The sequence below is a fragment of the Mycoplasmopsis lipofaciens ATCC 35015 genome, assembly GCF_000686585.1.
In the GTDB taxonomy this organism is placed as follows: Bacteria; Bacillota_I; Bacilli_A; order Mycoplasmatales; family Metamycoplasmataceae; genus Mycoplasmopsis; species Mycoplasmopsis lipofaciens.
On the sequence record NZ_JMKY01000001.1, the window covers coordinates 148319 to 174328 of the forward strand.

At 26.4% G+C, this 26010-nt stretch carries 26 protein-coding genes; 18 read left to right on the forward strand and 8 right to left on the reverse strand.

Annotation, left to right across the window (positions count from 1 at the left end; all coding sequences use genetic code 4):
• The 10 genes from T388_RS0100740 (at position 1) to T388_RS0100785 (ending at position 8415) form a co-directional block, all read left to right on the forward strand.
• On the forward strand, positions 1–186 hold the full coding sequence (locus tag T388_RS0100740; RefSeq protein WP_027120436.1) for a type Z 30S ribosomal protein S14: 186 nt from the start codon (positions 1–3) through the stop codon (positions 184–186).
• A 2-nt stretch (positions 187–188) separates the two neighbouring features.
• Positions 189–584, forward strand: a complete 396-nt coding sequence (gene rpsH / locus T388_RS0100745; RefSeq protein ID WP_027120437.1) for a 30S ribosomal protein S8 — start codon at positions 189–191, stop codon at positions 582–584.
• 10 nt (positions 585–594) lie between these two features.
• Positions 595–1134 carry a 50S ribosomal protein L6 gene (gene rplF / locus T388_RS0100750; RefSeq protein ID WP_027120438.1) on the forward strand — a complete coding sequence of 180 codons (540 nt, stop codon included), beginning with the start codon at positions 595–597 and terminating at the stop codon, positions 1132–1134.
• Between the two features lie 22 nt (positions 1135–1156).
• Positions 1157–1504, forward strand: coding sequence for a 50S ribosomal protein L18 (gene rplR / locus T388_RS0100755; protein ID WP_027120439.1), 348 nt, complete (start codon positions 1157–1159; stop codon positions 1502–1504).
• 2 nt (positions 1505–1506) lie between these two features.
• Entirely contained in the window at positions 1507–2226 is a 720-nt protein-coding gene (gene rpsE, locus T388_RS03965) for a 30S ribosomal protein S5 (RefSeq protein ID WP_027120440.1), read from the forward strand.
• Positions 2227–2347: 121 nt separating this feature from the next.
• Positions 2348–2788 (forward strand): 50S ribosomal protein L15, encoded by a 441-nt coding sequence (rplO, locus tag T388_RS0100765; protein ID WP_027120441.1) that lies wholly within the window; start codon positions 2348–2350, stop codon positions 2786–2788.
• A 296-nt stretch (positions 2789–3084) separates the two neighbouring features.
• Positions 3085–4398, forward strand: a complete 1314-nt coding sequence (locus tag T388_RS0100770; RefSeq protein WP_084489740.1) for a PhnD/SsuA/transferrin family substrate-binding protein — start codon at positions 3085–3087, stop codon at positions 4396–4398.
• 19 nt (positions 4399–4417) lie between these two features.
• Positions 4418–5326, forward strand: a complete 909-nt coding sequence (gene phnC, locus T388_RS03625) for a phosphonate ABC transporter ATP-binding protein (protein WP_027120443.1) — start codon at positions 4418–4420, stop codon at positions 5324–5326.
• Entirely contained in the window at positions 5307–7487 is a 2181-nt protein-coding gene (locus T388_RS0100780; protein WP_027120444.1) for a PhnE/PtxC family ABC transporter permease, read from the forward strand. The genes phnC and T388_RS0100780 overlap by 20 nt, the downstream gene beginning before the upstream one ends.
• Positions 7474–8415, forward strand: a complete 942-nt coding sequence (locus T388_RS0100785) for a DHH family phosphoesterase (RefSeq protein ID WP_027120445.1) — start codon at positions 7474–7476, stop codon at positions 8413–8415. The genes T388_RS0100780 and T388_RS0100785 overlap by 14 nt, the downstream gene beginning before the upstream one ends.
• A gap of 50 nt (positions 8416–8465) precedes the next feature.
• Here T388_RS0100785 and T388_RS0100790 read toward each other — a convergent pair whose 3' ends face one another.
• Positions 8466–9002: a DJ-1/PfpI family protein gene (locus tag T388_RS0100790; RefSeq protein WP_027120446.1), complete on the reverse strand. Its 537-nt coding sequence runs from the start codon at positions 9000–9002 to the stop codon at positions 8466–8468.
• 166 nt (positions 9003–9168) lie between these two features.
• Here T388_RS0100790 and T388_RS0100795 point away from each other — a divergent pair, with 166 nt between their 5' ends.
• Complete coding sequence (locus T388_RS0100795) at positions 9169–10353, forward strand: phosphoglycerate kinase (protein WP_027120447.1); 1185 nt, start codon at positions 9169–9171, stop codon at positions 10351–10353.
• 58 nt (positions 10354–10411) lie between these two features.
• On the opposite strand, the gene T388_RS0100800 is transcribed toward T388_RS0100795, so the two are convergent.
• From T388_RS0100800 to T388_RS0100820, 5 genes are all read right to left on the reverse strand, one after another.
• On the reverse strand, positions 10412–12109 hold the full coding sequence (locus T388_RS0100800) for a PTS transporter subunit EIIC (protein WP_036456763.1): 1698 nt from the start codon (positions 12107–12109) through the stop codon (positions 10412–10414).
• Entirely contained in the window at positions 12109–12318 is a 210-nt protein-coding gene (locus T388_RS0100805) for a hypothetical protein (protein ID WP_027120449.1), read from the reverse strand. The genes T388_RS0100800 and T388_RS0100805 overlap by 1 nt, the downstream gene beginning before the upstream one ends.
• Before the next feature lie 213 nt (positions 12319–12531).
• A complete protein-coding gene (gene nagB, locus T388_RS0100810; protein ID WP_027120450.1) occupies positions 12532–13254 on the reverse strand; it encodes a glucosamine-6-phosphate deaminase in 723 nt (240 codons plus the stop codon).
• 17 nt (positions 13255–13271) lie between these two features.
• Positions 13272–14372 carry an N-acetylglucosamine-6-phosphate deacetylase gene (gene nagA, locus T388_RS0100815; protein WP_027120451.1) on the reverse strand — a complete coding sequence of 367 codons (1101 nt, stop codon included), beginning with the start codon at positions 14370–14372 and terminating at the stop codon, positions 13272–13274.
• A gap of 128 nt (positions 14373–14500) precedes the next feature.
• Positions 14501–14872, reverse strand: coding sequence for a PTS sugar transporter subunit IIB (locus tag T388_RS0100820; RefSeq protein ID WP_027120452.1), 372 nt, complete (start codon positions 14870–14872; stop codon positions 14501–14503).
• 77 nt (positions 14873–14949) lie between these two features.
• Here T388_RS0100820 and trpS point away from each other — a divergent pair, with 77 nt between their 5' ends.
• From trpS to lon, 7 genes are all read left to right on the forward strand, one after another.
• A complete protein-coding gene (gene trpS, locus T388_RS0100825; RefSeq protein ID WP_027120453.1) occupies positions 14950–15948 on the forward strand; it encodes a tryptophan--tRNA ligase in 999 nt (332 codons plus the stop codon).
• A 19-nt stretch (positions 15949–15967) separates the two neighbouring features.
• Positions 15968–17716, forward strand: a complete 1749-nt coding sequence (thrS, locus tag T388_RS0100830) for a threonine--tRNA ligase (RefSeq protein ID WP_027120454.1) — start codon at positions 15968–15970, stop codon at positions 17714–17716.
• Positions 17709–18119, forward strand: a complete 411-nt coding sequence (locus T388_RS0100835; protein WP_027120455.1) for an MAG3450 family membrane protein — start codon at positions 17709–17711, stop codon at positions 18117–18119. Before thrS ends, T388_RS0100835 begins: the two co-directional genes overlap by 8 nt.
• A 169-nt stretch (positions 18120–18288) precedes the next feature.
• Complete coding sequence (gene upp / locus T388_RS0100840; RefSeq protein WP_027120456.1) at positions 18289–18915, forward strand: uracil phosphoribosyltransferase; 627 nt, start codon at positions 18289–18291, stop codon at positions 18913–18915.
• Positions 18884–19627 (forward strand): MPN527 family putative ECF transporter permease subunit, encoded by a 744-nt coding sequence (locus tag T388_RS0100845; protein ID WP_156930244.1) that lies wholly within the window; start codon positions 18884–18886, stop codon positions 19625–19627. The genes upp and T388_RS0100845 overlap by 32 nt, the downstream gene beginning before the upstream one ends.
• A gap of 18 nt (positions 19628–19645) precedes the next feature.
• Positions 19646–21991, forward strand: coding sequence for a class I tRNA ligase family protein (locus tag T388_RS0100850; protein WP_027120458.1), 2346 nt, complete (start codon positions 19646–19648; stop codon positions 21989–21991).
• 136 nt (positions 21992–22127) lie between these two features.
• A complete protein-coding gene (gene lon, locus T388_RS0100855; protein WP_084489739.1) occupies positions 22128–24929 on the forward strand; it encodes an endopeptidase La in 2802 nt (933 codons plus the stop codon).
• A 52-nt stretch (positions 24930–24981) separates the two neighbouring features.
• On the opposite strand, the gene msrA is transcribed toward lon, so the two are convergent.
• Both msrA and T388_RS0100865 read right to left on the reverse strand, forming a co-directional pair.
• Positions 24982–25452, reverse strand: coding sequence for a peptide-methionine (S)-S-oxide reductase MsrA (gene msrA / locus T388_RS0100860; RefSeq protein WP_027120460.1), 471 nt, complete (start codon positions 25450–25452; stop codon positions 24982–24984).
• 9 nt (positions 25453–25461) lie between these two features.
• Positions 25462–25953 (reverse strand): dUTP diphosphatase, encoded by a 492-nt coding sequence (locus T388_RS0100865; protein ID WP_027120461.1) that lies wholly within the window; start codon positions 25951–25953, stop codon positions 25462–25464.
• Positions 25954–26010: the final 57 nt, after the last annotated feature.

Below are 26010 nucleotides of genomic sequence, written 5' to 3' on the forward strand. Positions count from 1 at the left end.
ATGGCAAAAGTTTCATTAAAAGCAAAAGCAAAAAAACACCCTAAATTCTCTACACGTGCTTATACACGTTGTGAATTATGTGGTCGTCCACATGCTGTATTAAGAAAATACAAAGTTTGCCGTATTTGTTTCCGTAATTTAGCACATGAAGGAAAAATTCCAGGCATGAAGAAAGCGAGTTGATAATTATGTTTATTACAGATCCTATTTCAGATATGATTGTTCGTATTAAGAATGCGAATCAAAGAAAATTTAAAACTGTAACTATTCCTTTTTCAACCAAAAAAGCTAAAATACTTGAAATTCTATTAAACGAAGGCTACATTGGTAGTGTTACTGAAAAAGGCGAAGGTAAAGATAAAGTTTTAGAAGTTAGTTTAAAATACAAAGGTAATCAAAGTGCTATTGTTGATTTTAAACGTATTTCTAAACCTGGATTAAAAGTTTATACTTCAGCCGAAAAATTACCTACAGTATTATCAGGTTATGGAACAGCAATTATTTCTACTTCAAAAGGAATGATGACTGAAAAACAAGCACGTAAGGAAAATGTTGGCGGTGAAGTTATCGCTTACATTTGATAGGGGGTAGATAATGTCTCGTGTTGGAAATAGAGTATTAGCAATCCCTAGTGGTGTTGAAGTTTCATTAGATAATACAACATTAACTGTTAAAGGTAAATTAGGAGAACTAAAACAAACATTTAGTTCGTTAATTGCAATTAAAATTGAAGATAATAGTATATCAACTATTCGTGCAAATGAAGAAAAACATACAAAACAATTACATGGAACAACAAATGCATTAATTAATTCAATGCTTATTGGAGTTTCAACTGGTTTCAAAAAAGAATTAATTATAAAAGGTGTTGGTTATAAAGCAGTATTAAAAGGCAATGTTTTAGAAGTTGCTGCAGGATATAGCCATTTAGTAAATTTAGATATCCCTAGTGATGTCAAAGTTGAAACACCTAAACCAACAGAAGTTATTGTTAGCGGAATAAGTAAAGAAAAAGTCGGTCAATTTGCCGCATTAGTGCGTATGGTTAGAAAACCAAATCCTTATTCAGGTAAAGGTATTGCATACAAAGATGAAGTTATTAGACGTAAAGAAGGAAAGACTGCTGCTAAGTAGTTCTTATTAGGAGGAAAATATTATGGCTAAATCAAGAAATGAAGCACGTAAGGTTAAACACTTAAAAGAACGTCAAAAAATTAGTGGAACAGCTTTAAAACCACGTCTTTGTGTATTTAAATCAAATCAAAATTTCTACGCACAATTGATTGACGATGAACGCGGAATAACATTAGCAAGTGTTTCAACATTAGTAAAAGGTGAATATCACGGAAATGTTGAATCTGCTAAACAAGCTGGATTAAAAATGGGTGATTTAATTAAAAAAATGAAATTAGAAAGTATTGTTTTCGATCGTTCAGGATATATTTATCATGGAAAAGTTAAAGCGTTTGCCGAAGCTGTTAGAGAAAAAGGAGTTAAGTTCTAATTATGTCAGAATTAAATAAAGAAAAAGAAGTTAAAGTTCAAAAAACTGAAATTCAAGCTGAAAAAGCTGGAACAAAAGAAGTTAGAGCTCCTAGAAATAGAAGTTTTGATAAAGATGGTAAAAAACCTATTTGAGAAAAAAAATCTTACGTATCACGTGACCGTGATAAAGAACAACCTGATGGTAAAAAACCACGTGATAGAAGAGAACGTTCAAGAAAACGTTTCAATTTCGATAACGCAAATAAAGACTTTACTGAAAAAGTTGTAGATATTGCACGTGTAACAAAAGTTGTAAAAGGTGGACGTAGATTTTCATTTGCTGCTTATGTAGTGGTTGGAGATAAAAAAGGACGTGTTGGTTTTGGACATGGAAAAGCTAATGAAGTTCCTGATTCAATCAAAAAAGCAGTGAAAGATGCTCGTAATCATTTAATTACAGTTCCAATTTATAACAAAACAACAGTTCCTCATGAAATTCATGCTAAATTTTTAGCAAGTCGTGTAATGTTAAAACCTGCTCCTAAAGGTAAAGGTATTGTTGCAAGTGGTACAGTTCGTTCAGTTATTGAATTGGCAGGTTATACAGATATCTATACAAAAACTTACGGTTCACGTTCAAAAGCTAATATTGTTAGAGCAACATTAAAAGCTTTACAATCTTTAAGAACACCAGAACAAATTGCTGAAATTAGAGGCAAAGAAGTTAAAGATCTTTTATAAAAGTTTTATACTTTTAAATTTATATTAATGTTTAAGCAACTTGATTTAAATTTAATCAAAAGTACTTAAAATTATTATTAAATTAAGATATTTATAAAACAATTTAAGAAAGGAATTAACTATGAATCAATCATTAAGTAATTTAAAATCAGCAGAAGGTAGTCGTAAAGAAAAACATCGTGTAGGACGTGGTCATGCAGCTGGTAAAGGTAAACAAGCCGGTAAAGGTCAATCAGGACAAAATAAACGTAAAGGTCATAGATTAGGTTTTGAAGGTGGTCAAACACCTTGATTCCGTCGTATTGGAAAACGTGGTTTTACAAATGTAAATCACATTGAATACCAAGTAATTAATTTACAAGACTTAGAAGAACACTTTAAAGCAAACAGCACAATTAATTTAGAAGTTTTAATTAGCGAAAAATTAATCAAAAGAAATCAACCAGTTAAATTATTAGGTAAAGGTACATTAACTAAAAAATTAAATGTTTCACTTCACGCTGCTTCAAAAACAGCAATTGATGCTATTGAAAAAGCTGGCGGAAAATTTACATTATTATAAAATCTTTAATTATTAAAAGTAGAGTTTAGGCTCTACTTTTTTTGATGTATTTTAATTATTGAACTATTTAAATAAATAAAATTAACTTTTGAAAAGCGTGTTTTTAAAAATCTTTGGACTATAATTATAACAAATTTTTAGGGTTCTTTTTTTAAATGATAATAAATGCAAAATTTTCATTTTTTTGCATTTTTTAATAAAAAATTATATTAAAATGAACGTGTGTAATGTCATCAATATTGCACATTAAAATTCAAGTTAAAAAAAATAAAAATTCATATCAAAGGACAATTAAAATGAAAAAAAATACAAAATGAATGTTCACATTAGGAACTCTTTCTACAACTGCGGTTTTACCTTTTGTATCTGCAGCATGTTCATCAGAAAAATATTCTGTTTCACAAGAAGGAAGCTATGATAATTTAATGACTAAATTAGGAGATGGCGATGTGACAGTTGCTGGAGCATGAAGCGATGCTAGATTTTACGCTAAAGAAGAAGCTAAAAATATTTTTGCAATTGGCGCAACAGAAGTTATTGCAAACGATGGTATCCAAGCTCGTAATGATTTAAAAGCAGGAGATATTGAAGCAATTCAAAAAATATTTATTGATGCTGTTAAATTAGCTAAAAAACAAGCAAAAGATTATTCTAATTATTTAAAAGAGCTAAAAAATAATCCAGCAGCAGTTGAACCTACTGATAAATCTTTATTAGTAACTTATAATAACAAAACACAATCAGTATTCAAAATATACAATCATGATGGTTATTCAAAAGTTAACTTAGATTCATTAATTCCATACAATACAAGTGGGGAAAAGAAGAAAGCATATACTAAAAAACCATTAGCAGGTAGTGATTATTTCACAGTTTCAGGTAATAGTGTTACAAAAATTGCAGGAGCTAAAGAATTTAGAATTATGTTTATTCCTTCTTCAGATCCAACATATGTACAAAATGCTACAACTGTTTTAAGTAATTATATTAGAAATGTTTTAGGTATTGATAATGTTGTTATTACAGTTTCAAAAGATTATAATGCAGCTGCAGAAGCTCTTAATGCCAAAACACAAGACGTTGCGTTTTTACCAGTTGAAACATGAGCTCAACATTCAGGAGATGCGTCATTTATTTTGCAAGCCGGTAGAGATGTACAAATTATTGATCCTTATAAATCAACAAATAATACATCAGAACCTGCTTTAGGGGTTGATAAAGAAAAAGAATTGGTTCAAGCAATGAATAACTATAAAGAATTCAATAACAAGAATCTATATATTTCAGCTGATAAAAGCAAACGTCCAACAGCTGCAATTGAAGGTAAATATGGACAAGATTTATTCAATGCTGTAAGTTCATTAGAACCTGTTAATAACGAAATGCCTATTGTTAATTACTATCGTTCATACATTTTTGCAAGAAAAGACTCGAAAATTTATGAATTAGTAACAAATGCTTTAAATGAGCAAGGATCTAATTGAAAATTAAAGTGAGATGATGTTAAAAAATATGTTAAATTTGGTTATACATCAAATACCTCAAGTTCATCTTATGTTTATCCAGAACAATGATTTATTAAACATTTTGAAGGATTTGAACACTTTTAAAAATTTAAGGAATTAAAATATGAAAAAAGACAATAATATTAAAAAAAATATTATTGCAACAAATAAAGATTGAAAAATTGATTGACAAAACGTTAATAAAACTTATCCAAATGGTAAGGTTGGTTTAACTGATGTCAATCTTTCTATTAATCAGGGCGAGTTTGTGGCAATAATTGGTTTATCAGGAGCAGGTAAAACAACGCTTTTAAAAACTGTAAATAGAATAAATAATATAACAAGCGGAGTTTTAAATGTTGGACCTTATGATGTTAACAAATTAAAAGGTAAAAAATTAAGAAAATTTAGAACTAAAATTGGAATTGTGTTTCAAGGATATAATTTAATCAATAATATCTCGGTATTGCAAAATGTTTTGACTGCAAGATTACCACAAATGAATAAATTTAGAGCATTGTTTGGTTTATATTCTAAAGAAGACAAGAGATTTGCATACGAATGTTTAGCAAAGGTGAATATTTTAGAAAATTCATATGATTTAGCTAAGGATCTTTCGGGCGGACAGATGCAACGTGTTGCATTAGCAAGAACTTTGGCACAAAAACCTAATATTATTTTAGCTGACGAGCCAGTTGGAGCACTTGACCCAATAATGGCTAAAAGTGTTATGGATGGATTTTTATTAGTTAATAAAATGGATAATATTACTATTTTAGCTAATTTGCATCATGTTGATTTAGCGTTGCAATATGCAGATAGAATTATCGGGATAACTAAAGGTGGTAATGTTGTTTTTGATGGCCCATGAGATAAAGTAGATTTATCAGTATTAAAAACAATTTATGGTGAAAAATTAGAACAATTTGACGAGGAACAATTTAAAGAAACTCGCCGTAAACGTTTAAATATTCAACAAGAAATTCAAGATAAAATAAAAGGTTTTAGTAAAAATGAAAAATCTAAAGAATAATATAAGTGAACTAAGTTTATCTTTAAAATTAAAATTGTTTTTCCAAAAATTTATAAATTATTTTAATCCTAAATTTATAGATATTGATAACCAAAAAGTCACTAAAAAATTTCCCTGATTATTAATTTTTGGTTGAATTTTAGGAATTATAATTTTTATATATTTAGTTTACAAAATTAATCCTGATTTTTCAAATTGAAGATTTTTCTGAAGAAGAATTGGGGCATTTTTTGGTAATGGAGATGGTTTTAAAATAGGTGCCAAAGAAATAACAATGTATGAAACATTTATAGAATCCCTTCGTTTATTGTGATTAACTGTTTCATATTCTATTTTGGGTACTATATTTGGAATTATTTTATCTATTCCTATTGCTTTGTTAAGTTCAAAAAACTTTATTAAAACACCTTGAATTTATATACCTATGCGTTCAATTATGTCAATAATTAGAGCTATTCCTCCAGTTGTGTTTACTTTTATGTTTTTTTATTTAGTTTCTAATCAATTAGCAGCAACATTGAGTATTTCATTATTTATTTCTTCTTTAATGGCTAAATGATTATATGAAGATTTAGATACATATGATGTAACTGCTTATCATGGATTACAAGCTATTGGCAATAGTAAAATTTTGGCTTTTAAAAAATCAATATTACCTTATTTATCAAAAAGAATTTTTTCATACGGATTTTATTCATTTGAGATGGTTGTTCGTTTTGCTGCTATTCTTTCTGTTGTCGGTATTTCAACTGTTGGTAGTTTATTAACAAGTGAATATGTTGGACCTGACGGTGCTCCACATATTTCTGTGGTTTTATGAGTTCTAGTTGCATTTATTATTTTTGTGGAATTTTTAAATTTTTTAGTTAAAAAATATATATTAGAATTTATTCCAAAACACCCTAAAATTAGCAATAAAGATACTTTTGAAACCCAATTACAACAATTGAATAAGCAAAAACCTAAAAATTACTGATGAAAAATTATTCTTATAATTTTGATTTTAGCATTAGTCGTTGCTTCAATTTTTCAAATTGAATGACAATTAGCTAATCATTTGAAAAGAAAGCATTTTATTGATGGAATTTATAAATTATTTCATCCTGAGTGAAGTGTTTTTAGAGAATGAAATTCTAATAACCCTATTAATTCAGGGTTAGAAGCTTTATTTGTTGCTATTATAAGTTCTATAATTGGTTTAATTCTTTCATTATTTTTAGGTATATTAGCATCTAGAAATATCACAGGCAATTATTTTTCAATTATATTTAAAGTTATAATAATTGTTATTAGAGCTATACCTCCATTTACTTATGCGTTATTATTTATTTTATTAACACCGAATATCGTTTGAGCAGGAGCGTTAGCATTAGGAATACATTCAATTGGTATGTTGGGTAAATTAATTTGTGAATCAACCGAAAAAATTGATAATAAAATTTTTCAATCTCTTGATTCTGTTGGTGCTAATTGATGACAAAAAATTAGATTTGGTGTATTGAAAGAAATAATGCCTCAAACTTTGTCAAATTTTCTTTATAGAGTTGAAATAAATTTTAAATCTACTGTTGTTATAGGTATAGTAGGAGCAAGTCCATTTGGACAATTAATTTCTAATTATCAAGCCTATGACAAATGAAATCTATTGTCGTCATTTTTAATTTTTACAATAATTTTGCTTCTAATTCTTGAACAAATTTCAAATATCTTGCGTAAAAAATTAATTTTAGGTTATTTCTTTGAACAAAACTTTTTTATTAAAAGATGATGAAGAAATTACATTCTAAAAAAAGCATTAGTAATTGCAAATATAATTAATGAAAATTTTGTTAATGATTTAAAGATTGCTAATTATATAAATGCAAAATTCAAGTATACTCAATTATATTTACTAGATTTTAAATGAAGAAATGAAAATTCATTAAATGAAAAAGAATTATCAATAATTGTTAAAAATTTGAATAGAAAATTTAAAAAAGATTTTAAATGTTTAAGTAATAAATTTAAAACTATCACTAGAAATGTCTATTATGATACTTTTAAAAATTCTGATATCGCAAAATGAAGAATTGTTGAAAGACATAAATATGCACAAAAAGCTAAAGATAAAGTTATAAGAAAATTTTTTAATAAAAAAGGACAAATAAATGTTGAAAAATAACAATGATATAAAAAAATTACTTCATGATTTTTGAGAGCTAATTAGTCAACATCAATATATAACTTTATGTACTCATATTGAACCAGATGGAGATACATTGGGTAGTGCAGTTGCTCTTAAAAATTTAATCGAATTAAACTGTCAAAAAGTTAAAGAAGTTAAAATTTCTGGAGGTGATTATCCTAGAAATTTAAATTTTTTGGACAAATATAATATATCATTAGTAGATGACGAATTCTTTCAAAAATCCTTAAAAGTGGTTGTTGACACATCAACAGTTCATAGAATTTTCGATGAAAGGGTTGTGCCAAAAGAATCTGTTAAAATTGATCACCATGGTTTTGAAAATCAATGAATGTTTGAAATTGGAGGTGATTACTGACCAGCCACTGGACAATTAATTGTTCTGTTAATTAAATATCTTAATTTAAAAGTTAATAATGAGGTTTTAGAAGCTGCTGCTGTCGCAATTATTACTGATACAGAATATTTTAGAGAAAGAAATATATCAGACGAAACTTTTGAATGTATGTCTTATTTGATGAAATTAGGTTTAAATTATGCTAATTTATTAACAAAAATGTCCTTAAATTTTGATGAAAATCAAAAAATATTTAACATGTGTAATAAGGCAATTATTAAAAATAATGTTACATATTTAATTACAGACGAAATTATTGAAAATGATATTGCAAGGCCATTAGTTGCTAAATTTACAGAGATATCAAATACAGAAGTTCAATTAGCATTATTAAAAAAAGATAATCAAACATATAGAGGCGAATTAAGATCTAAAACATATTTTGATGTTTCAAAAGTTGCAATTCATTTTGGCGGAGGCGGTCATCATAATTCTGCTGGTTTTACTTTAACTGATATATCTAAAGTTGATGAAGTTTTAACTTATATTTCTAAATTGTTAAAATAAAAATTAAAAATATTAGATAGGTGTGTCTAATATTTTTAATTCTAAAAAATTTAATTTCCAAACATTGCAGATTTTACTTTATTATAGTCATTTTCGCCAAAAAATATTTTTACAATTTCAAGTCCAAATTCCATTGCACTAGCAGCACATTTTGCTGTAATGAATTTTGAATCTACACTTACCATATTATTGTTTCTATTTAATCCACATTTTAGATTATAAATAGGAAAAGAACTATAATTTTCATTTTTTATTATTGAATTTTCAAATAAAACATTTGGCGCATCACATATAGCTAATACGAATTTATTTTGTTTAACGAATTGATTGATAATAGTAAGTGAATTCTTATCATTTCTTAATTCTTTTGCTCCTTTACCTCCAGGAATAAATATTGCATCATATTCATTAATATTAAAATCATTTTCAAGTTTTAGTTCAACAATATTATATTGCCCTTTCGCTTCTTTATATTTAGGATTAAAGTAAGTTATTTTTGTTATTTTTTCTGTTTTCTGTAAACAACTAATTGTGGTTGTGAGTTCAATGTCATTAAAATTATTGTGTACTAATACTAATATTTTCATTTTTCTCCTTTTTGATTTATCAAATTTATTTTACAACTAAATTTTAAAGTGAATAAGTTTTCACATATGTATGAATCATTTTGTAGTAATTTTTTTTCTAATGTTGTTATTGATTTATAATATTAATTAATAATAGTTAATAATTAAACTGTTCTAAGGAGATAAAATGAAAAGAACAATTGAAAGTTTAACACTAAGAGGAAAAAAAGTTTTAATGAGAGTGGACTTTAATGTTCCTTTAAAAGATGGTGTTATAACATCAAACAAACGTATTGTTGCAGCTTTACCAACAATTAAAAAAGTATTAGAAGAAAGAGGAAAATTAATTTTATTTTCTCATTTAGGTAAAGTGAAAACTGAAGAAGATAAAGCTAAGAAAAATCTATGACCAGTTGCTAATGAATTAGCAAGATTATTAGAAAAACCAGTTTTATTTGTTGATTCAACACGTGGTGCTGAATTAGAAAAAGCAATTAGTGAATTAAAAAATGGCGAAGTTTTATTGGTTCAAAATACACGTTATGAAGATTTGAATAATAAAGCTGAAAGCAAAAATAATCCTGAATTAGGTAAATATTGAGCAAGTTTAGGTGATGTTTATATTAATGATGCATTTGGTACAGCACATAGATCCCATGCTTCAAATGTTGGAATCGCTAAAAATATTAAAGAAAATGGTGTTGGTTATTTAATGGAAAAAGAATTAACAGCATTATCAAAATTGGTTGAAAATCCTCAACATCCTTACGTTGCTATCATTGGTGGTGCTAAAGTAAGCGACAAAATAAAAGTTTTAAAAAACATTATAGGTTTAGTTGACAAAATGATTATTGGCGGCGGAATGGCATACACTTTCTTAAAAGCTCAAGGAAAAGAAATTGGAACTTCATTATTAGAAGAAGATCGCATTGAATTTGCAAAAGAATTCTTAGCAAAATATTCTGATAAAGTGGTTTTACCAGTAGATTTTCAATGTACAAAGGAATTTGAAGATGTTCCACCAGTTGTATATGAAAAAGAAATTCCACAAGACTTAATGTCACTTGACATTGGACCAAAAACTATTAAAAAATTTGTTAAAGCATTAGATGGCGCAAAAACAGTTGTTTGAAATGGACCAATGGGAGTTACAGAATTCGAAAATTATAAAAATGGTACATTGCAAATTGCTAAAGCTATAGGTGAATTAAAAGATGCTTATTCAGTAGTTGGTGGTGGCGATAGTGCTGCAGCAGTTGCTAAATTAGGCATGGAAGATAAATTTTCACATGTTTCAACCGGAGGTGGTGCATCACTTGAATTTCTTCAAGGAACAGTACTTCCAGGAGTTGATGCAATCAGTGAAGAATAATTAAATTTAAAAAATATATAAGAAAATCACGCCTTTAGCGTGATTATTTTTTTATGTTTTATAATTCTGAGCCAACAGATGATTCAATTTCATAATTTAGGCTTTCTGCTTCAGTACCGATAATTATTTGAATGTCTTTGTCTGACATACGCATAATACCCAATGCACCAGCAGATTTTAATGCTGCATCATCAACAAGCGACATGTCTTTAACAGAATATCTTAGTCTTGTTGCACAGTTTCCAAATTTTGAAATATTATCTCATCCACCTAAAGCTAAAACTGTCATTCTTGCTTTTGGTGATAATTTTGAATTGCTTGATGTACTTATATTTTCTTCAATTTGTGAAGGATCAATTAATTGATTTGAACCGCGACCTGGAGTTTCTAATTTTAATCCTTTGATTGTAAAGTAACCAACTGCAAAATATGTTGCACCACAAACAAGACCAATAGGAATTATTCAAGCTGGATTTGCAAATACTTTGTGAGCACCTGTAAATCCTGATTCTTTAATAATTGCTAATGATTTAGGGAATGATAATAGATAGTCCATTAATCCTGCTGAGAAGCCGAATCCAATTTGAATTCCGAATACTCCTGTAATGAATGCAAATATTCCTGTAAGAATAGCGTGGAATAAATATAATAATGGACTTACAAACATGAATGCAAATTCAATAGGTTCTGTAATACCTGTTAACATTGAAATTACTGCTGCTGATCCATACATAGCAATAATTCTTGATTTTTGTTCTTTATTGTCTGCTGTAAAGTAGAATGCCCCAACTAATGCTGGTAATCCAAACATCATTGTTGGGAAGAATCCAGCTTGGAATAATCCACCTGGGTTATTCTTAGCAGCACCATTTAAGAAAATGAAAATATCTCCATTAACAGCAGTACCATTTTCTGTGTGGAATTCTCCTAATTGGAATCAGAACAAGTTGTTTGGAATATGGTGAAGACCAAATGGAATTAATAAACGGTTTAGGAAACCATAAACGCCCATAACACTTGCTCTAGCAAAACGATTAGAATTTGCTTCTCCTAGTAATTTTGAAATTAAAAAGAATAAATATCCAATTCATGGGAATACAATAGCATATGCTAATCCTCAAAGACCTGTTGTAAGAACTACGATAGCAGGAATTAAACGACGTCCTGAGAAGAAACTTAAAACTTTTGGTATTTGAACGTCTGAAAAATGGTTATATATAATTGCAGTAATAAAACCTACAATAATACCATTTAAAACATTGCCAGATAATGCGCTATTATATTTGTCACCAAATATACCTGCAAAACCTTTTGCAACAGGATTACCTGATATAGATGCTATTTTTCCATCACTATCAAGAATTGCACCTTTAATTGTGATATTACCATAGATATAATCTATAAAGTTACCTTTTGATAAAAATACCATTAATAATAGCATTGAAATAGCTGCAGCGAATGCCGCTTCTCCTCGGTTATCTTTTGTGAAACAGAATCCAATAGCTATTGCAAATAATAATGGCAAGTTATCAAAAACAATAGCACCACTTTGAATAACTAATAAATGAACTAATTTTACAAATGTATCTGCTGCACTACCAGTTCCTAATTTGTCTGGTAATTGCGCACCAACACGTAATAGAATAGCTGCAATAGGTAATACGGCTATTGGAAACATTAATGTTTTTCCAACTTTACCTAATTGTTCTAGTAATTTTCTACCGAATGATGTAGATTTCGTTGCAGTTGCATTCATTATCTACCTCCCCTTTCGGTTTTTGCTTTCTTTTCAATATATCCGACAATAACAGTTGAAAGAACAGCTGCTACTAAAGATAAAAAGAAAAGAAAACCGATAATTGACAATGTTAGTTTAGCATTATTAGTTGTTAACGATGATGAAAATGTGGTTACTGAAGAAAAGATAATTGTTGTTATCATTAATACAATAAAAATAATTCACATCGAAAATACAACTCATTTGCCGGTTGTCATATTTTTAAACATAAATATCTAAAAACCTTTCTAAAATTTTTGTGAAGGAAAACCTTCAATTTAAATTATATTAATTTATAAAAAATAAAATTATATTATTATAATATAATTAGATATTTTCACATTTTTTTCATAAAAAAACGAAAACATCTAAGGAGTGATGTTTTCGGCTAATTATTTTAATTAAAGCATTAATGCTGCTTCTTCATCAACAATAAATGTTACATTTTTGTGTTTTTGTAAAAAGCTTGCTGGGCAACTAGATGAAATTTCACCTTTAATAGCATTTCGAATAGCTTCAGCTTTTGCAGCTCCGCTAGCTAACAATATAATCTTTTTTGCTTTTAAAATTGAACCAATTCCCATTGAAATTGCAGTTTTAGGAATGTCGTTTGGGTTGTCAAAATAAATTCTATTACTCTTTATAGTACTTGCTGTTAATTCAACTTCGCGTGTTAATTGATCAGGTGTACTACCTGGTTCATTAAAGGCAATATGACCATTTGTGCCAATACCTAAAATCATAAAATCTATTTGAGAATTATCTTCAATTATTTTTTCATATTTTTTAGCGTTTTTTGCTATATCTCCTATTCCATTTGGGAAATTAATGTTTTTTGGATTAATATCTATGTGATTAAATAAATTTTCATTCATAAAATAATGATATGAACAAGGATTTTTGGGATCTAAACCAACATATTCATCTAAATTAAATGTGACTGCATATTTAAATGTTGTTTTTTTAGCTTGATTATTTTTTGCTAAAATTTTATACATTCCAATAGGTGTATTACCTGTTGCAAAACAAATTCTTGAATTTAATTTTTCTTCTAATTGGTTTTCTAACATTGATGCAGCTTTTTTAGACATAGCATCATAGTCTTTTACTTTAATTATTTTCATAATATCTTCCTTTATATTTATTTTATTTTAATTCCATTTATATATACTTCTTCTAAATCTAATGTATTTTCATCTAAAATTATAAAATCTGCATCATAACCTTCTTTAATTAGTGCGGTATTGTTTAAATTGCAATTTTTTGCACTATTGTAAGATGTAAGTTTTACTATATCGTTGAATGAATAATTTAATTGTCTTAAAAATTTAACAGAGTCATAAATGCAAATGCCACTTCCCGCAATTGTATTTGTGCCATCTAATGTAATTAATAATCCTTTTTTGTTAATTTTAATCCCGCCTGAAATTGAAGGACCATCTTCAATATATGCTGGTTTTATAGCATCGCTAATACACATAATTTTATCAATGCCCTTGTGTTTAATAGAAAAATTAATAGTTTCAGGACATATATGTTGAAAATCAATAATCATTTCAGCATATACGTTTTTATTTTCTAGGCTAGCCTCTGCTAAACCCGGATTTCGTGAATCAACTCCACTCATCGCATTTCATAAATGACAAGTGCATGTTGCTCCAGCATCATATGCATCTTGAGCTTGCTTATAGGTTGCAGCTGAATGACCTATTGATGGAATTACATTTTTTGTTACTAAATATTTTATTAGTTCGTTATTTAGCATTTTAGGATCAAAACTTATTTTTTTTAACTTGTATTCGCTTGCTTTTAATAATTCATCTATATTTTCTTTTGTTGCTGTTTTTAGTCATTCAGGTTTATGAGCACCTTTTTTTTCTATTCCAATGTAGGGACCTTCAATATGAGTGCCTATATATTTAGCTCCCTTGTAATTTGCTTTCGAAATATGATTGAGTGATTTTAATATTTTTTCTCAACTGTTCGTCATAGCTGTCGGCATAAAAGAAGTTATTCCATTTTTTGCAAGATTAATTGAAATTCTTTCAACAGCTTCTTTACTATCCATAACATCATCATTCATAAAACCGTGGATATGAGTATCAATCAAACCTGGCATTAATATTTTTTTTCCGTATCCATCTTTTTTAATGATGTTTTTAATTTTATTATCTTCAATAATCAAATCAGCATTATTGATAGTCTCATTAAAATTAACAATTTTCACATTTTTAATTAGCATTTATCACCTCTACTTATAATTATAATCTAATATTTAATATTTATTTTTACATTTTTTAGTATAAAAATCAATTTATTAATAAATAAAAAATTTACTAATAAAACTATTTCAAAGTTCTATTAGTAAAATTATTTAATTTTATTATTAATCTCCGTAGATATTTTTTCCGCAATATCTCCTACAACTAATGTTATTTTGTCACTATTTGACATAATACCTGTTACGTATTTTAATTTACTTATTTTATTTATGTCAATTTTGCTTTTATTTTTAAAACTGATTTTTAGATTTGATATTGTGTGGCTTATTTCCTTAATATTGTCTTTTGTGCCTAATAAATGTATTAATTCGTCTATTTTTACAGATGAAGGAAGTTTAATTTTTTCTTTTTGTGTTTTTTGTAAAGCTAGTTTTTTATTTTTTCTATTTCAATGTAATCAACATAAACCAAATGTACATATTGTCAATAATGTAATTAAAAATTTATCTTTTTTATTCATAATTTTATTATATCAATTGTTACTCATTTTAATGTAAAATATATTAAAGTTATTTAACAAATAAAAAGAAGGTAAAAATGAACAAAAAACGTTTAATAAGTGGTATTAAGCCAACTGGTAATTTAACATTAGGTAATTATATTGGCGCATTAAGAAATTTTGTTAAATTACAAAATGATTATGATGCTTATTATTTTGTTGCAGATTTGCATGCATTGACAACTGGAAAGGTTGATAATAAAGAATTAAAAAAGGCTCGAAAAGAAATTGTCGCAATGTATTTAGCATGCGGTTTAGATCCTAAAAAAAGCGTTATATTTTATCAATCAGATGTTTATGAACATGCTGTGGCTCAATGATTAATGACTTCAGAAGTTGCTATCGGTGAATTAAGCAGAATGACTCAATTTAAGGATAAAAGTTCAAAATTAGAAAAACAAGAAAATGGAACTGAAAAAATACCTGTTGGATTGTTGATGTATCCTGTTTTAATGGCAGCAGATATTTTAATTTATAATGCTGATTATGTTCCGATTGGTGAAGATCAAAAACAACATTTAGAATTAACTAGAACAATTGCTGAAAGATTAAACAAAAATTATAAAACTAAATTCAAAATGCCTCAAGGAATGATTCCTCCCGTAGGAGCAAGAATAAAATCTTTAACTAATCCTGAAAACAAAATGTCAAAAAGTGAAAAAAGTGCAAAAGCAACAATTTATTTAGATGATGACCCAAATGTTGCTTATTCAAAAATTATGAAAGCTAAAACAGATAGCGAAAATAAAGTTTATATTTCTGATGACAAACCAGGTGTTTTAAATTTATTAAATATTTATGCCTCGCTAGCAAATATATCTTTAGAAGATGCAGCTATAAAATTTAAAGAAGCTAATTATGCAGAATTCAAAACAGAAGTAGCAACAATTGTAAAAGAAGAATTAATAAAAATTCAAGCTAATTATGAAAAAGCATTAAAAATGGTTGATGACGTCGTTTTAGAGGGTGCTAGAAAAGCAAAAGAAATTTGTGAACCTATTGTTTCAGATTTATTAGTTAAAATGGGTTTTAAATAAAACAAGAGAAGGATAAAAAATGAAAATTAAAGTTGATAAACAATTAAATCATACAACTAGCCATTTATTAGGTGCTGCTATTGAAAAATTATATCCTAATGTAAAATTAGGTTTTGGACCAGCAACAGATGAAGGTTTTTACTATGATTTTGAATTTGAAGAACCATTTAGTGTTCAAGAATTGAATAAAGTTGAAAAATTAATGAAAAAATTAGCTAGTCGTAATTTACAAACGATTCAAATTGATGAAAGTGAATTTGATTTTACTAATAAACCTTATAAAAAAGAACTTTATGATGAATTAAAAGCTCAAAATAAAGAAATAACTTTTTATGCATTACAAGATCCTTTAAATAAAGAAATTGTTTTTAAAGATTTATGTGCAGGTGGACATGTTGAGAATACAAAGGTAATTAAAAATTTTAAGTTATTAAGTATTGCTGGAGCATATTGACGTGGTAATAGCGATAATATTCAATTAACTAGGATTTATGGTACATGTTGAAATACTAAAGAAGAATTGACAAATTATTTAGAAATTTTAAATGATAGAAAAGAACGTGATCATAGAAAAATTGGTAAAGATTTAAATATTTTTGCTACTCATTATTTATGTGGTCAAGGATTTCCAATATGACTTGAAGATGGAATGTATATTCATAATGAAATTAGAAATCTTGTTCTAAAAATGGATAGAAAATATGGTTTTATAGAAGTTTTAACCCCTCATTTTGGTAATGAAGAATTATATAAAACTAGTGGTCATTTAGCGCATTATAAAGAAGATATGTTTTCACCCTTGGTTGTTGAAAAGGAAAGACTAATTCCTCGTCCTATGACATGTCCTCACCATATTGTTGTTTATAATATGAACAAACATTCTTATCGTGATTTACCTATTCGTTATTCTGAACAAAGTCAATTATATAGATATGAAAAATCAGGAGCTTTAACAGGGCTTGAACGAGTAAGAGGAATGCTTTTAACAGAAGGTCATTTATTTGTTAGAGAAGATCAAATTGAAAGCGAAATCAAATTAATGTATAAATTAATAAAAGAAATGCTTTCTATTTTTAAAATAGATATTAGTTATATTTCACTTTCATTAAGAGATAAAAATAATAAAGAAAAATATTTTGCAGATGATAATATGTGAGATAATGCTGAAAAAATGTTGAAAAAAGCACTTGATGATATGAATGTAAAATATGAAACAGTTGCAGGAGAAGCAGCATTTTATGGTCCAAAAATTGATATTCAAATTGATACAGCTTTAGGACATGAAATTACTGTTTCAACTATTCAGTTAGATTTTTTACAACCAAAAAACTTCAATCTTTCTTATATAGATAAAAATGGACAAGAAGTTCGTCCAGTTATGATTCATAGAGGTTTAATCGGTACATATGAACGTTTTGTTGCTATTTTACTTGAACAAACAAAAGGCGTTTTACCATTTTGAATAGCACCTAAACAAATAACAATAATACCTGTTAATTTAGAGGAAAACTTAAATTATTGTAATGAAATTAAAAATAAATTATTTGATTACAATTTTAGGGTTAAAGTTGATGATAGAGATGAAAGATTAAATAAAAAAATTAGAGATGCCCAAGTTTCTAAAAGTAAATTTCAATTAATAATTGGTGAAAAAGAAATGAAAGAAAATACCATTTCATATCGTGAATATGGTAAAAATGACACTCATACAATTTCACTTGATGAATTTATTGATATGTTAAATAAATTAAGAATTAAATATGAATAGAAAAGAAAAAAAACAAATAAAAAGTTACAAGCCATTAACAACTATTCTTTTTACCATAATTTTTGTTATTTTGCCTATGATGATAATATGAATATTTGGTTCAAATGATTTTCAAAATAGAAAAATTATTAATGATTTATATGTTTATTTAATTGTTTTCATAATAATATTTGTTGGAACTTTATTAAATATAGCTTTTTATATTTTTAAAATAATATCAATTAAAAGTTTTAATATAAATATTCCTTTATTTATTTTATTTATGTTTATCATTTTTTCAAGTTTCAGCAATTTAAATATTTATATAAGATTAATTATTGCTATATTTTTAATTGTTTTATTTACTTTATTGATAAACATAATAATAGGCAAAATAGAAGATAAAATCAATAATATAAAATAAAATATTTTTTATCTGTTAATAGCTTTTTTATAGATATTTTAGTAAAAAAGCAATGCTTGTTTTTTAAATAAAAAATATTTTAGCAAAATAAATGTGTTTTCTAATTGAAAACATTTTTATTTATCTATGGTATTATTTTTAGTATAAAAATAATCTTGAAAGGAATAAAATGTTACATTTATTAGAACATCCGATAATAAAAATTAAATTAACTAGTATGAGAGATAAAAATGCAAATCATTCTAGATTTAGAAGAAATTTAAATGAAATTGCTTCATTAATGGTTTTTGAAGTTTTAAGAAATTATCAAACTAAAAAAAGAACAATTACAACACCATTAAATATGAAATATGATGGCTATGATTTTGATAAGGAAATAGTTTTTGTTCCAATTTTAAGAGCTGGATTAGGTATGACTGATGGTTTGTTAGAATTAGTGCCTGAGGCTAGAGTTGGACATATAGGTTTATATCGTGATGAAATTACTCATCAACCAAAAACTTATTACTATAAAATGCCTGAAATTGATAAAGATAGTTCAATTTTTGTTGTTGATCCTATGCTTGCAACAGGAAACTCAGCAGTAGATGCAATTCAAAAGCTTAAAGATGATGGTTTTACAAACATACAATTAGTTTGTTTGGTTGGCTGCCCTGAGGGTGTTAAAAAAGTTGAAAACACTTTTGGAAAAGATTTTAATATTTATTTAGCATCATTAGACTCTAAGTTGAATGATAACAAATATATAGAACCTGGTTTAGGAGATGCGGGGGACAGAATATTTGGAACCAAATAGTTTATTCTACAAAAAACCAGTTGTTTTAAAAATTACACAAACAGGTTTGCTTTTAACTTTAGCCATTTTGTTAAATTTTATTGGAAGTAAATTTTTACCTTTTGGTTATTTTTTAAAATTTGATTTTTCTTTAATTGCAATTTTAATTGCATTTCATTATGTAGGTTTTTTTTATGGATTATCAATAATAATATTACTATTTATAATAGGTCCTGCATATAGTACATTAGGGTATGATTCTGCTGGCATATTGGGAAATGGCATATTAGCTATCATGCAAATTATATTTTCTTTAACATTTTTTATCTCTTTTAAATTTTTTAAATACCGTAAGATGAAACAAAATATTAATATAGAAAATCTTGATGACAAAAATAAAAGCATTATTAAATGAGAGTTAATTACTCTTTTAATATGTTTAATTATTTCTTCTACTATAACAATTACTATTATGTTAGTTTTAAATACTTTTATTACTACCCCACTTTATTTTTATTTATTTAAAATTACAAAATCACCTTTTTTAACTTCTTTTTTATTAGAGTATCATAAAGTTAAATACATGTTTTTTAATAGTAATAATTATTTTTTAGGATCATTTTTATTATATTTTGTGTTTAATTTAATCAATTTAACTGTAAATGCAATATTAATCTATACATTTATGTCCATTAATACCAAAACCAATTTTTTAAAAATTAAAAATTACTAAAATACATTAAGGAGAATTATGTCAAAATTCAATTACACACAAATCGAAAAAAAATGACAAAAATATTGAAAAGATAGTCAATATTTTGAACCTAAAATTTCGAATAAACTGCCTAAAAAATATATATTGAGTATGTTTCCTTACCCAAGCGGCAATTTACATATGGGACATGTTAGAAACTATGTTTTAGGAGATGCTTTATCTAGATTTTATAGAAGAAAAGGATTTAATGTTTTACATCCCTTTGGTTGGGATGCTTTTGGCTTACCAGCGGAAAATGCAGCTATTAAAAATCAAATTCATCCTAAAGATTGAACGTATAAAAATATTAAAAAAATGAACCCACAATTAAAACAATTAGGAATTTCATTTGCTTGAGATTATCAATGCATTACTAGCGATGAAGAATATACAAAATGAGAACAATATATTTTTATTAAAATGTGAGAAAAAGGTTTGGTTTATCGAAAGAAAGCATTATTGAATTGGTGTGAACAAGATCAAACAGTTTTAGCTAATGAACAAGTTGAAGATGGCAAATGTTGAAGATGTGATAAATTGGTTGTTCAAAAAGAAATGGAACAATATTATTTAAAAATTAGAAATTATGCTGAAGAATTACAAAATGATTTAGACAAATTAAAAGATCATTGACCTGAAAAAGTTTTATTAATGCAAAAAAATTGAATAGGTTATGAAAAGGGTTTTTTAGCTAAATTTAAATTACAAAATAAAATAAAAAATTTTAAAAGTGATTTAGAAGTATTTGTTAAAAATTTTGATGAAGTTAAAAATATGGAATTCATTGTTATTAGTGCAAATCATCCTCTTATTAAAGAACTAATAAATAAAAAAATGTTATCTAAAACAGATATTTCAAAATTAGAAAGTATTAAAAATAGAGCACAGTCTAAGGATTTTTCTAATAAGTTATCGCTAATGTTACCTTTAGAAGTGACATGTTCTTACAATGATATGATTTATGAAATATATGTTTCTGATTTCGCAACTTTGGGAAAAATAGATAAAACAATTTTAGTTAACACTTCAAAATTGAAAAGTTATGAAGAATTTGCAGTCGCAAATAATATTAAGCCATTAGAAATTAAAAATATTAGATATAAAGATAATATAAAACTTAAAAAAGCATCAGAAATTAATTTGCAGGATTGAGGTATTAGTAGGCAACGTTATTGAGGTTCTCCTATTCCAATGATACATTGTAAAGTATGTGGAATAGTTCCTGAAAAAATAGAAAATTTACCAGTTAAATTACCTAGAAAAGTTAAATTCACAGGACAAGGAAATCCTTTATTAACTAATAAGAGTTGAATAAAAACTAAATGTCCTAAGTGTGATGGAATAGCTGAAAGAGAGACAGATACATTTGACACATTTTTTGAATCAAGTTGATACTTCTTGAGATATACAACACCACCAGAAGAGCGTTCAAACAGTCTTTTTAGTAAAAAACAGTTAAAATATTGAAATTCAGTAGATGAGTATATCGGAGGTGTAGAACATGCCATTTTACACTTGTTGTATGCAAGATTTTTTACAAAAGTTTTAGCTGATTTAAAAATGATAAGTTTTAGAGAACCTTTTAATAATTTATTGACACAAGGAATGGTTCTTAAAGATGGTTTTAAAATGTCAAAAAGTAAAGGAAATGTTGTTAGCCCGGTTGAAACCATTTCGCAATATAATGCTGATACTTTAAGATTATTTATTTTATTTGCCGCACCTCCTGAAAAGGAATTAGAATGAAATTTTTCAGGTATTGAGGGATGCTCTAAATTTATACGTCGATTGATTGAAAAATCTAACTTAATAAAAAATAAAAACGTTGATTTTAAAAATATAAATTTATCTTTATTATCAAAAGAAGAGAAACTTGCAAGAAAGAAACTTTATGAAGCTTTAATTAAACAAGAATCAATTTATACTGATCGTAAAAATGGATATAGTTTTAATACATTAATTGCATGATCAATGGAAGTTTTAAATAATTATGAAAAAATTGAAGACGAAAAATTAATTTTAGAAATGTTTTATGTTTTATTAAATGTTTTAGAACCATTTATTCCTCATTTGTCTTGAGAATTAAGTTCTAAATATTTTGATCTAGAAAATTTAAAAGATTTTACTATTGATCAAAAAGCGTTATCACAAGATACAATTGTTTATCCAGTTACAATTAATGGAAAAATGAGAGCACAAATTGAAATAGAGGTTTCAAATAATAATAAAGATTTTGTTATGGAACAAGCTAAAAAAACAGTTTCTAAATGATTAAAAGATAAATTAATTATCAAAGAAATATTTGTTCCAAATAAAATTATTAATATTGTAATTAAAAATTAAAACCCCTTAAAAGTAATATATTTTTGCTTTTTTGGAGTTTTTTCTATTTATTATAAAATATAAATAAATAATTTGATTATTTTTGGCACTCTTTGAAATAAAGTGCTAAAATATTTATTATATCTATGGAGGTAATATGACAAAATTAAAAGAAAAAATGTTATTAATCGATATAAATAATAAAAAATTAAAGCAATTGGTAATCTTACCAACTGAAAAAATTACTTTGGAAGTAGAACCATATGGTAATTTCTGAACAATGGAATATCTAAATCAATTGGTAGATTTGTATCAAAAAATTGATAAAAATAAGAAAAATCAAAAATTAGAATCATTATTTATGGTTTATTTTGATAGTTCTGACAAAGGATTTGATATTAATAATATAAAAGTTAAATCTGAAATTTCTTATTGTAAATTAAACGAAATAACTAAAGTAAAAGGTAAAAATAAATTTTTACTTTCAATTGAATGTAAGGATGTACATTTAATTGATAATTCTTCAATTATGACTATGAATGATAGTAAGGCTAAAAATATTTATAACGATGCTGCATATTGTACCTCACTAGATGTAAAAAACTATTTACCATTTACAGAAGAAGAAATAACAGATCCAAATTTTTCAACAATGGATTATATGACTAATAATATGAGCGCTTTAGAAGAAGCGATAACAGTTTTAGTAGAATCTCATTTGTGACCAAAATGTGTTAAATATAGATTAATTCAAAGTGGAATGAAATATACATCTGAAGAATGAATTAATACTGTTTTAACAGCATCAGCTGATAATACAGATGGATTCGAAAACCCAGGAGCTATTGTTGTTCCTTTAGCTTTATATTCTGTTGCAGGAAATCGAGAAAGATATGAGATTATTTCATCAAAATCAATTATTGAACAATTAAATATTGTTAAAAAAATTCTTGAAGGATTTTATAACTTAACGGATTTTACACCTAAGGAAAAAGCAATTTTTTCAAAAATCAAATTGTATAAATCTTTTTCTAAAAAAAGTGCTAATAAAAAAACAGATGTAAGTAATGAAATTAAAAAATTAAATAAAAGTGATAAGTCAAAAGAAACTAAAGATTATATTTACGAAAATATTTTAGAAGATGAAATTAATAAAAAAGTAAAAAATAATTTAGAAAGACAACAAAAAGAATTTTTATTGCTTGAAAAAATGAAAGCAATTAAAGAAAGTCTAAATGAGACTTCACCAGAATCTGATAGTGATGATGAAGTGTTCAGTAAATTGTTGTCAAATAAAAAAACTAAAATGATTTTCCCAGATTCAGTTCTTAAATTAATTACTTCGGAAAAAGATAGATTAAAATCAATGATGTCTGGTACACCTGATGCAAATATTACTCAAGCATATTTGAATGTGTTAAAACAATTACCATGAAGAAAAGTAGAAATTGAAACATTGGATATCAAAAAAGCTCGTGAAGTATTAGATAAAAATCATTATGGTTTAAAAGAGGTTAAAGAACGGATAATTGAATATCTTTCATTGATTATCAATCATAAAAACACCATTCTCAATGGTAAAGATAGTTCTTTAATTAATTTAGATAAAAATCATCAAATTGATATGAATTTATTTAAGGAAGATTCTCAAGGTGCAAAAGTACAAAAAGAATATAATAATGTTCCAATATTAACATTAGTTGGTCCTCCAGGTACTGGTAAAACATCATTAGCACGAGCAATTGCAGAAGCCTTAAATAAGAGTTATATTAAAATTAGTTTAGGTGGTGTCCATGATGAATCTGAAATAAGAGGACATAGAAGAACTTATGTTGGTGCAATGCCAGGTAAAATTATTAAAGCAATTCAAAGAGCTAATGTATCCAATCCTCTTATTTTATTAGATGAAATAGATAAAATGAGTTCAGATTTCAAAGGAGATCCATCATCAGCTATGTTGGAAGTTTTAGATCCTGAACAAAATACCAAATTTCAAGATAATTATTTAGAACATGAATATGATTTATCTAAAGTGATGTTTATAGCAACAGCAAATTATTATGAAAACATACCTGCGCCATTATTAGATCGTGTTGAAATTATTGAATTAAATAGTTATACAATTAATGAAAAAATTAAAATAGCTAAAGAACATTTAATAGATGCTACAACAAGACAAGCAAGTATTACTCCAAAACAATTCCAAATCGATGATGAAACTATTGAATTTATTATTAAATTTTATACCGCTGAAGCTGGCGTACGTGGATTAAAGAGATGTTTTGATAAAATAGCACGTAAAATAGTTACAAGGATTGTTGCTGGTGAAAAACTTGATGAATTTGTTATAAATAAACACAATATTCAAGATTTACTTGGAACACCTAAATTTAGTGAAGATATGCAAAATAAAGAACCACAAATTGGTGTAGTTAATGGTTTAGCATATACTTCAATAGGTGGAACAACATTACAAATAGAAGTAAGTCCTTTTGCAAGTAAAAGTGGTGGAATTAAATTAACAGGTTCGCTTAAAGATGTTATGAAAGAGTCTGCTAATATTGCATTAACTTATGTTAGATCAAATGCTGAAAAATTTGGAATTGATTTTGATTTTGATTCTCATGAAATTCATGTCCATGTGCCTGAGGGTGCTGTTCCTAAGGATGGACCAAGTGCGGGAGTTACATTTACAACAGCACTTATCTCAGCATTATCGAATAAACCTGTTCCACAAGATATTGCAATGACAGGTGAAATAACATTACGAGGAAGAGTTTTAGAAATTGGCGGATTAAAAGAAAAATCATTTGCTGCATTCAAAAAAGGTGTAAAAACAGTGTTTATTCCAAAAAATAATGAAAAAAATTTAAAAGATATTCCTCATGAAGTTAAAGATGCAATAACGTTTGTTCCTGTTGAAAAATATGAACAAATTTATGACAAATTATTTAAATAATCTCAATTTGAGATTATTTTTTAATAAAAAAATCTAACATATGTTAGATTAATTAAAACTTTATGTGACAAATTACATTTTTGTTTTTATCTGTATAATTTTGATGATATTCTTCTGCTAAATAATAATTTTTTAATTTTATAATTTCTGTAACTATAGGTTTATTTAATTTTTGTTGATATTCATTAACTACCTGTTTAATTATTTTTAAGTCACTTGATATTTCATAATATATACCTGAACGATATTGTATTCCAAAATCAGGTCCTTGGCGGTTTAATGTAGTTGGATCTATTGCATCAAATAATTTAATAATAATTTCGCTAAGAGAAATTTGATTTTCATCATAATATACTTCTGTTGTTTCTACAGCAGTGCTTTTTTCTTCTTTCAACATTTGGTATGTAGGATTTTCGATATTACTATTTGCATAACCTACAGTTGTGAAGATAACGCCTTTAATAGTTTTAAAGTAGGCTTGAACACCTCAAAAACAACCACCAGCTAAGTAAATTCTTTTCATTACTTACCTCTAATATTTATTTTGAATTCTTTCATAATTTTTTTTATTTTTTATTTCATATCATTCAGTTATCTCTTTTTCAGTATAACCTAACATTTTGGCAGCACCTAATGACATAGCTAACATTTGTCCAATGTTATATTTGTTTAAGTTATTAATGCCCGCAGATATTGTTGAAAATAAAGAACAAATTTGAACATTAATGTCTTCAGAAACGATTAGTGGTTCAATCTCAGGATTAACATTTAATTTATATGCATATGAACCTAGAAAATGTAAAATATCAGCAAACTCCTCAAGTATTTTTTCTTTATTAATATTCTTATGTGCTTTTCAATATTTAAAAGATTGAACTTCATTTGCAAATTCTGCAGTTTCTACTAAAAGCGCAAGAGTTCACATTGTTTCTCATTCTTTATTAGTTATTTGTTTTAAATCGTTACGATTTTTAATAGCTTCATCAAGCTCTTTTTGCATTGTAAATATTCTTTTTAAATTCATAATTTTATTATAATAATATTTTTCTTTTATCATAATAAAATATATTGTTTTCTTGCG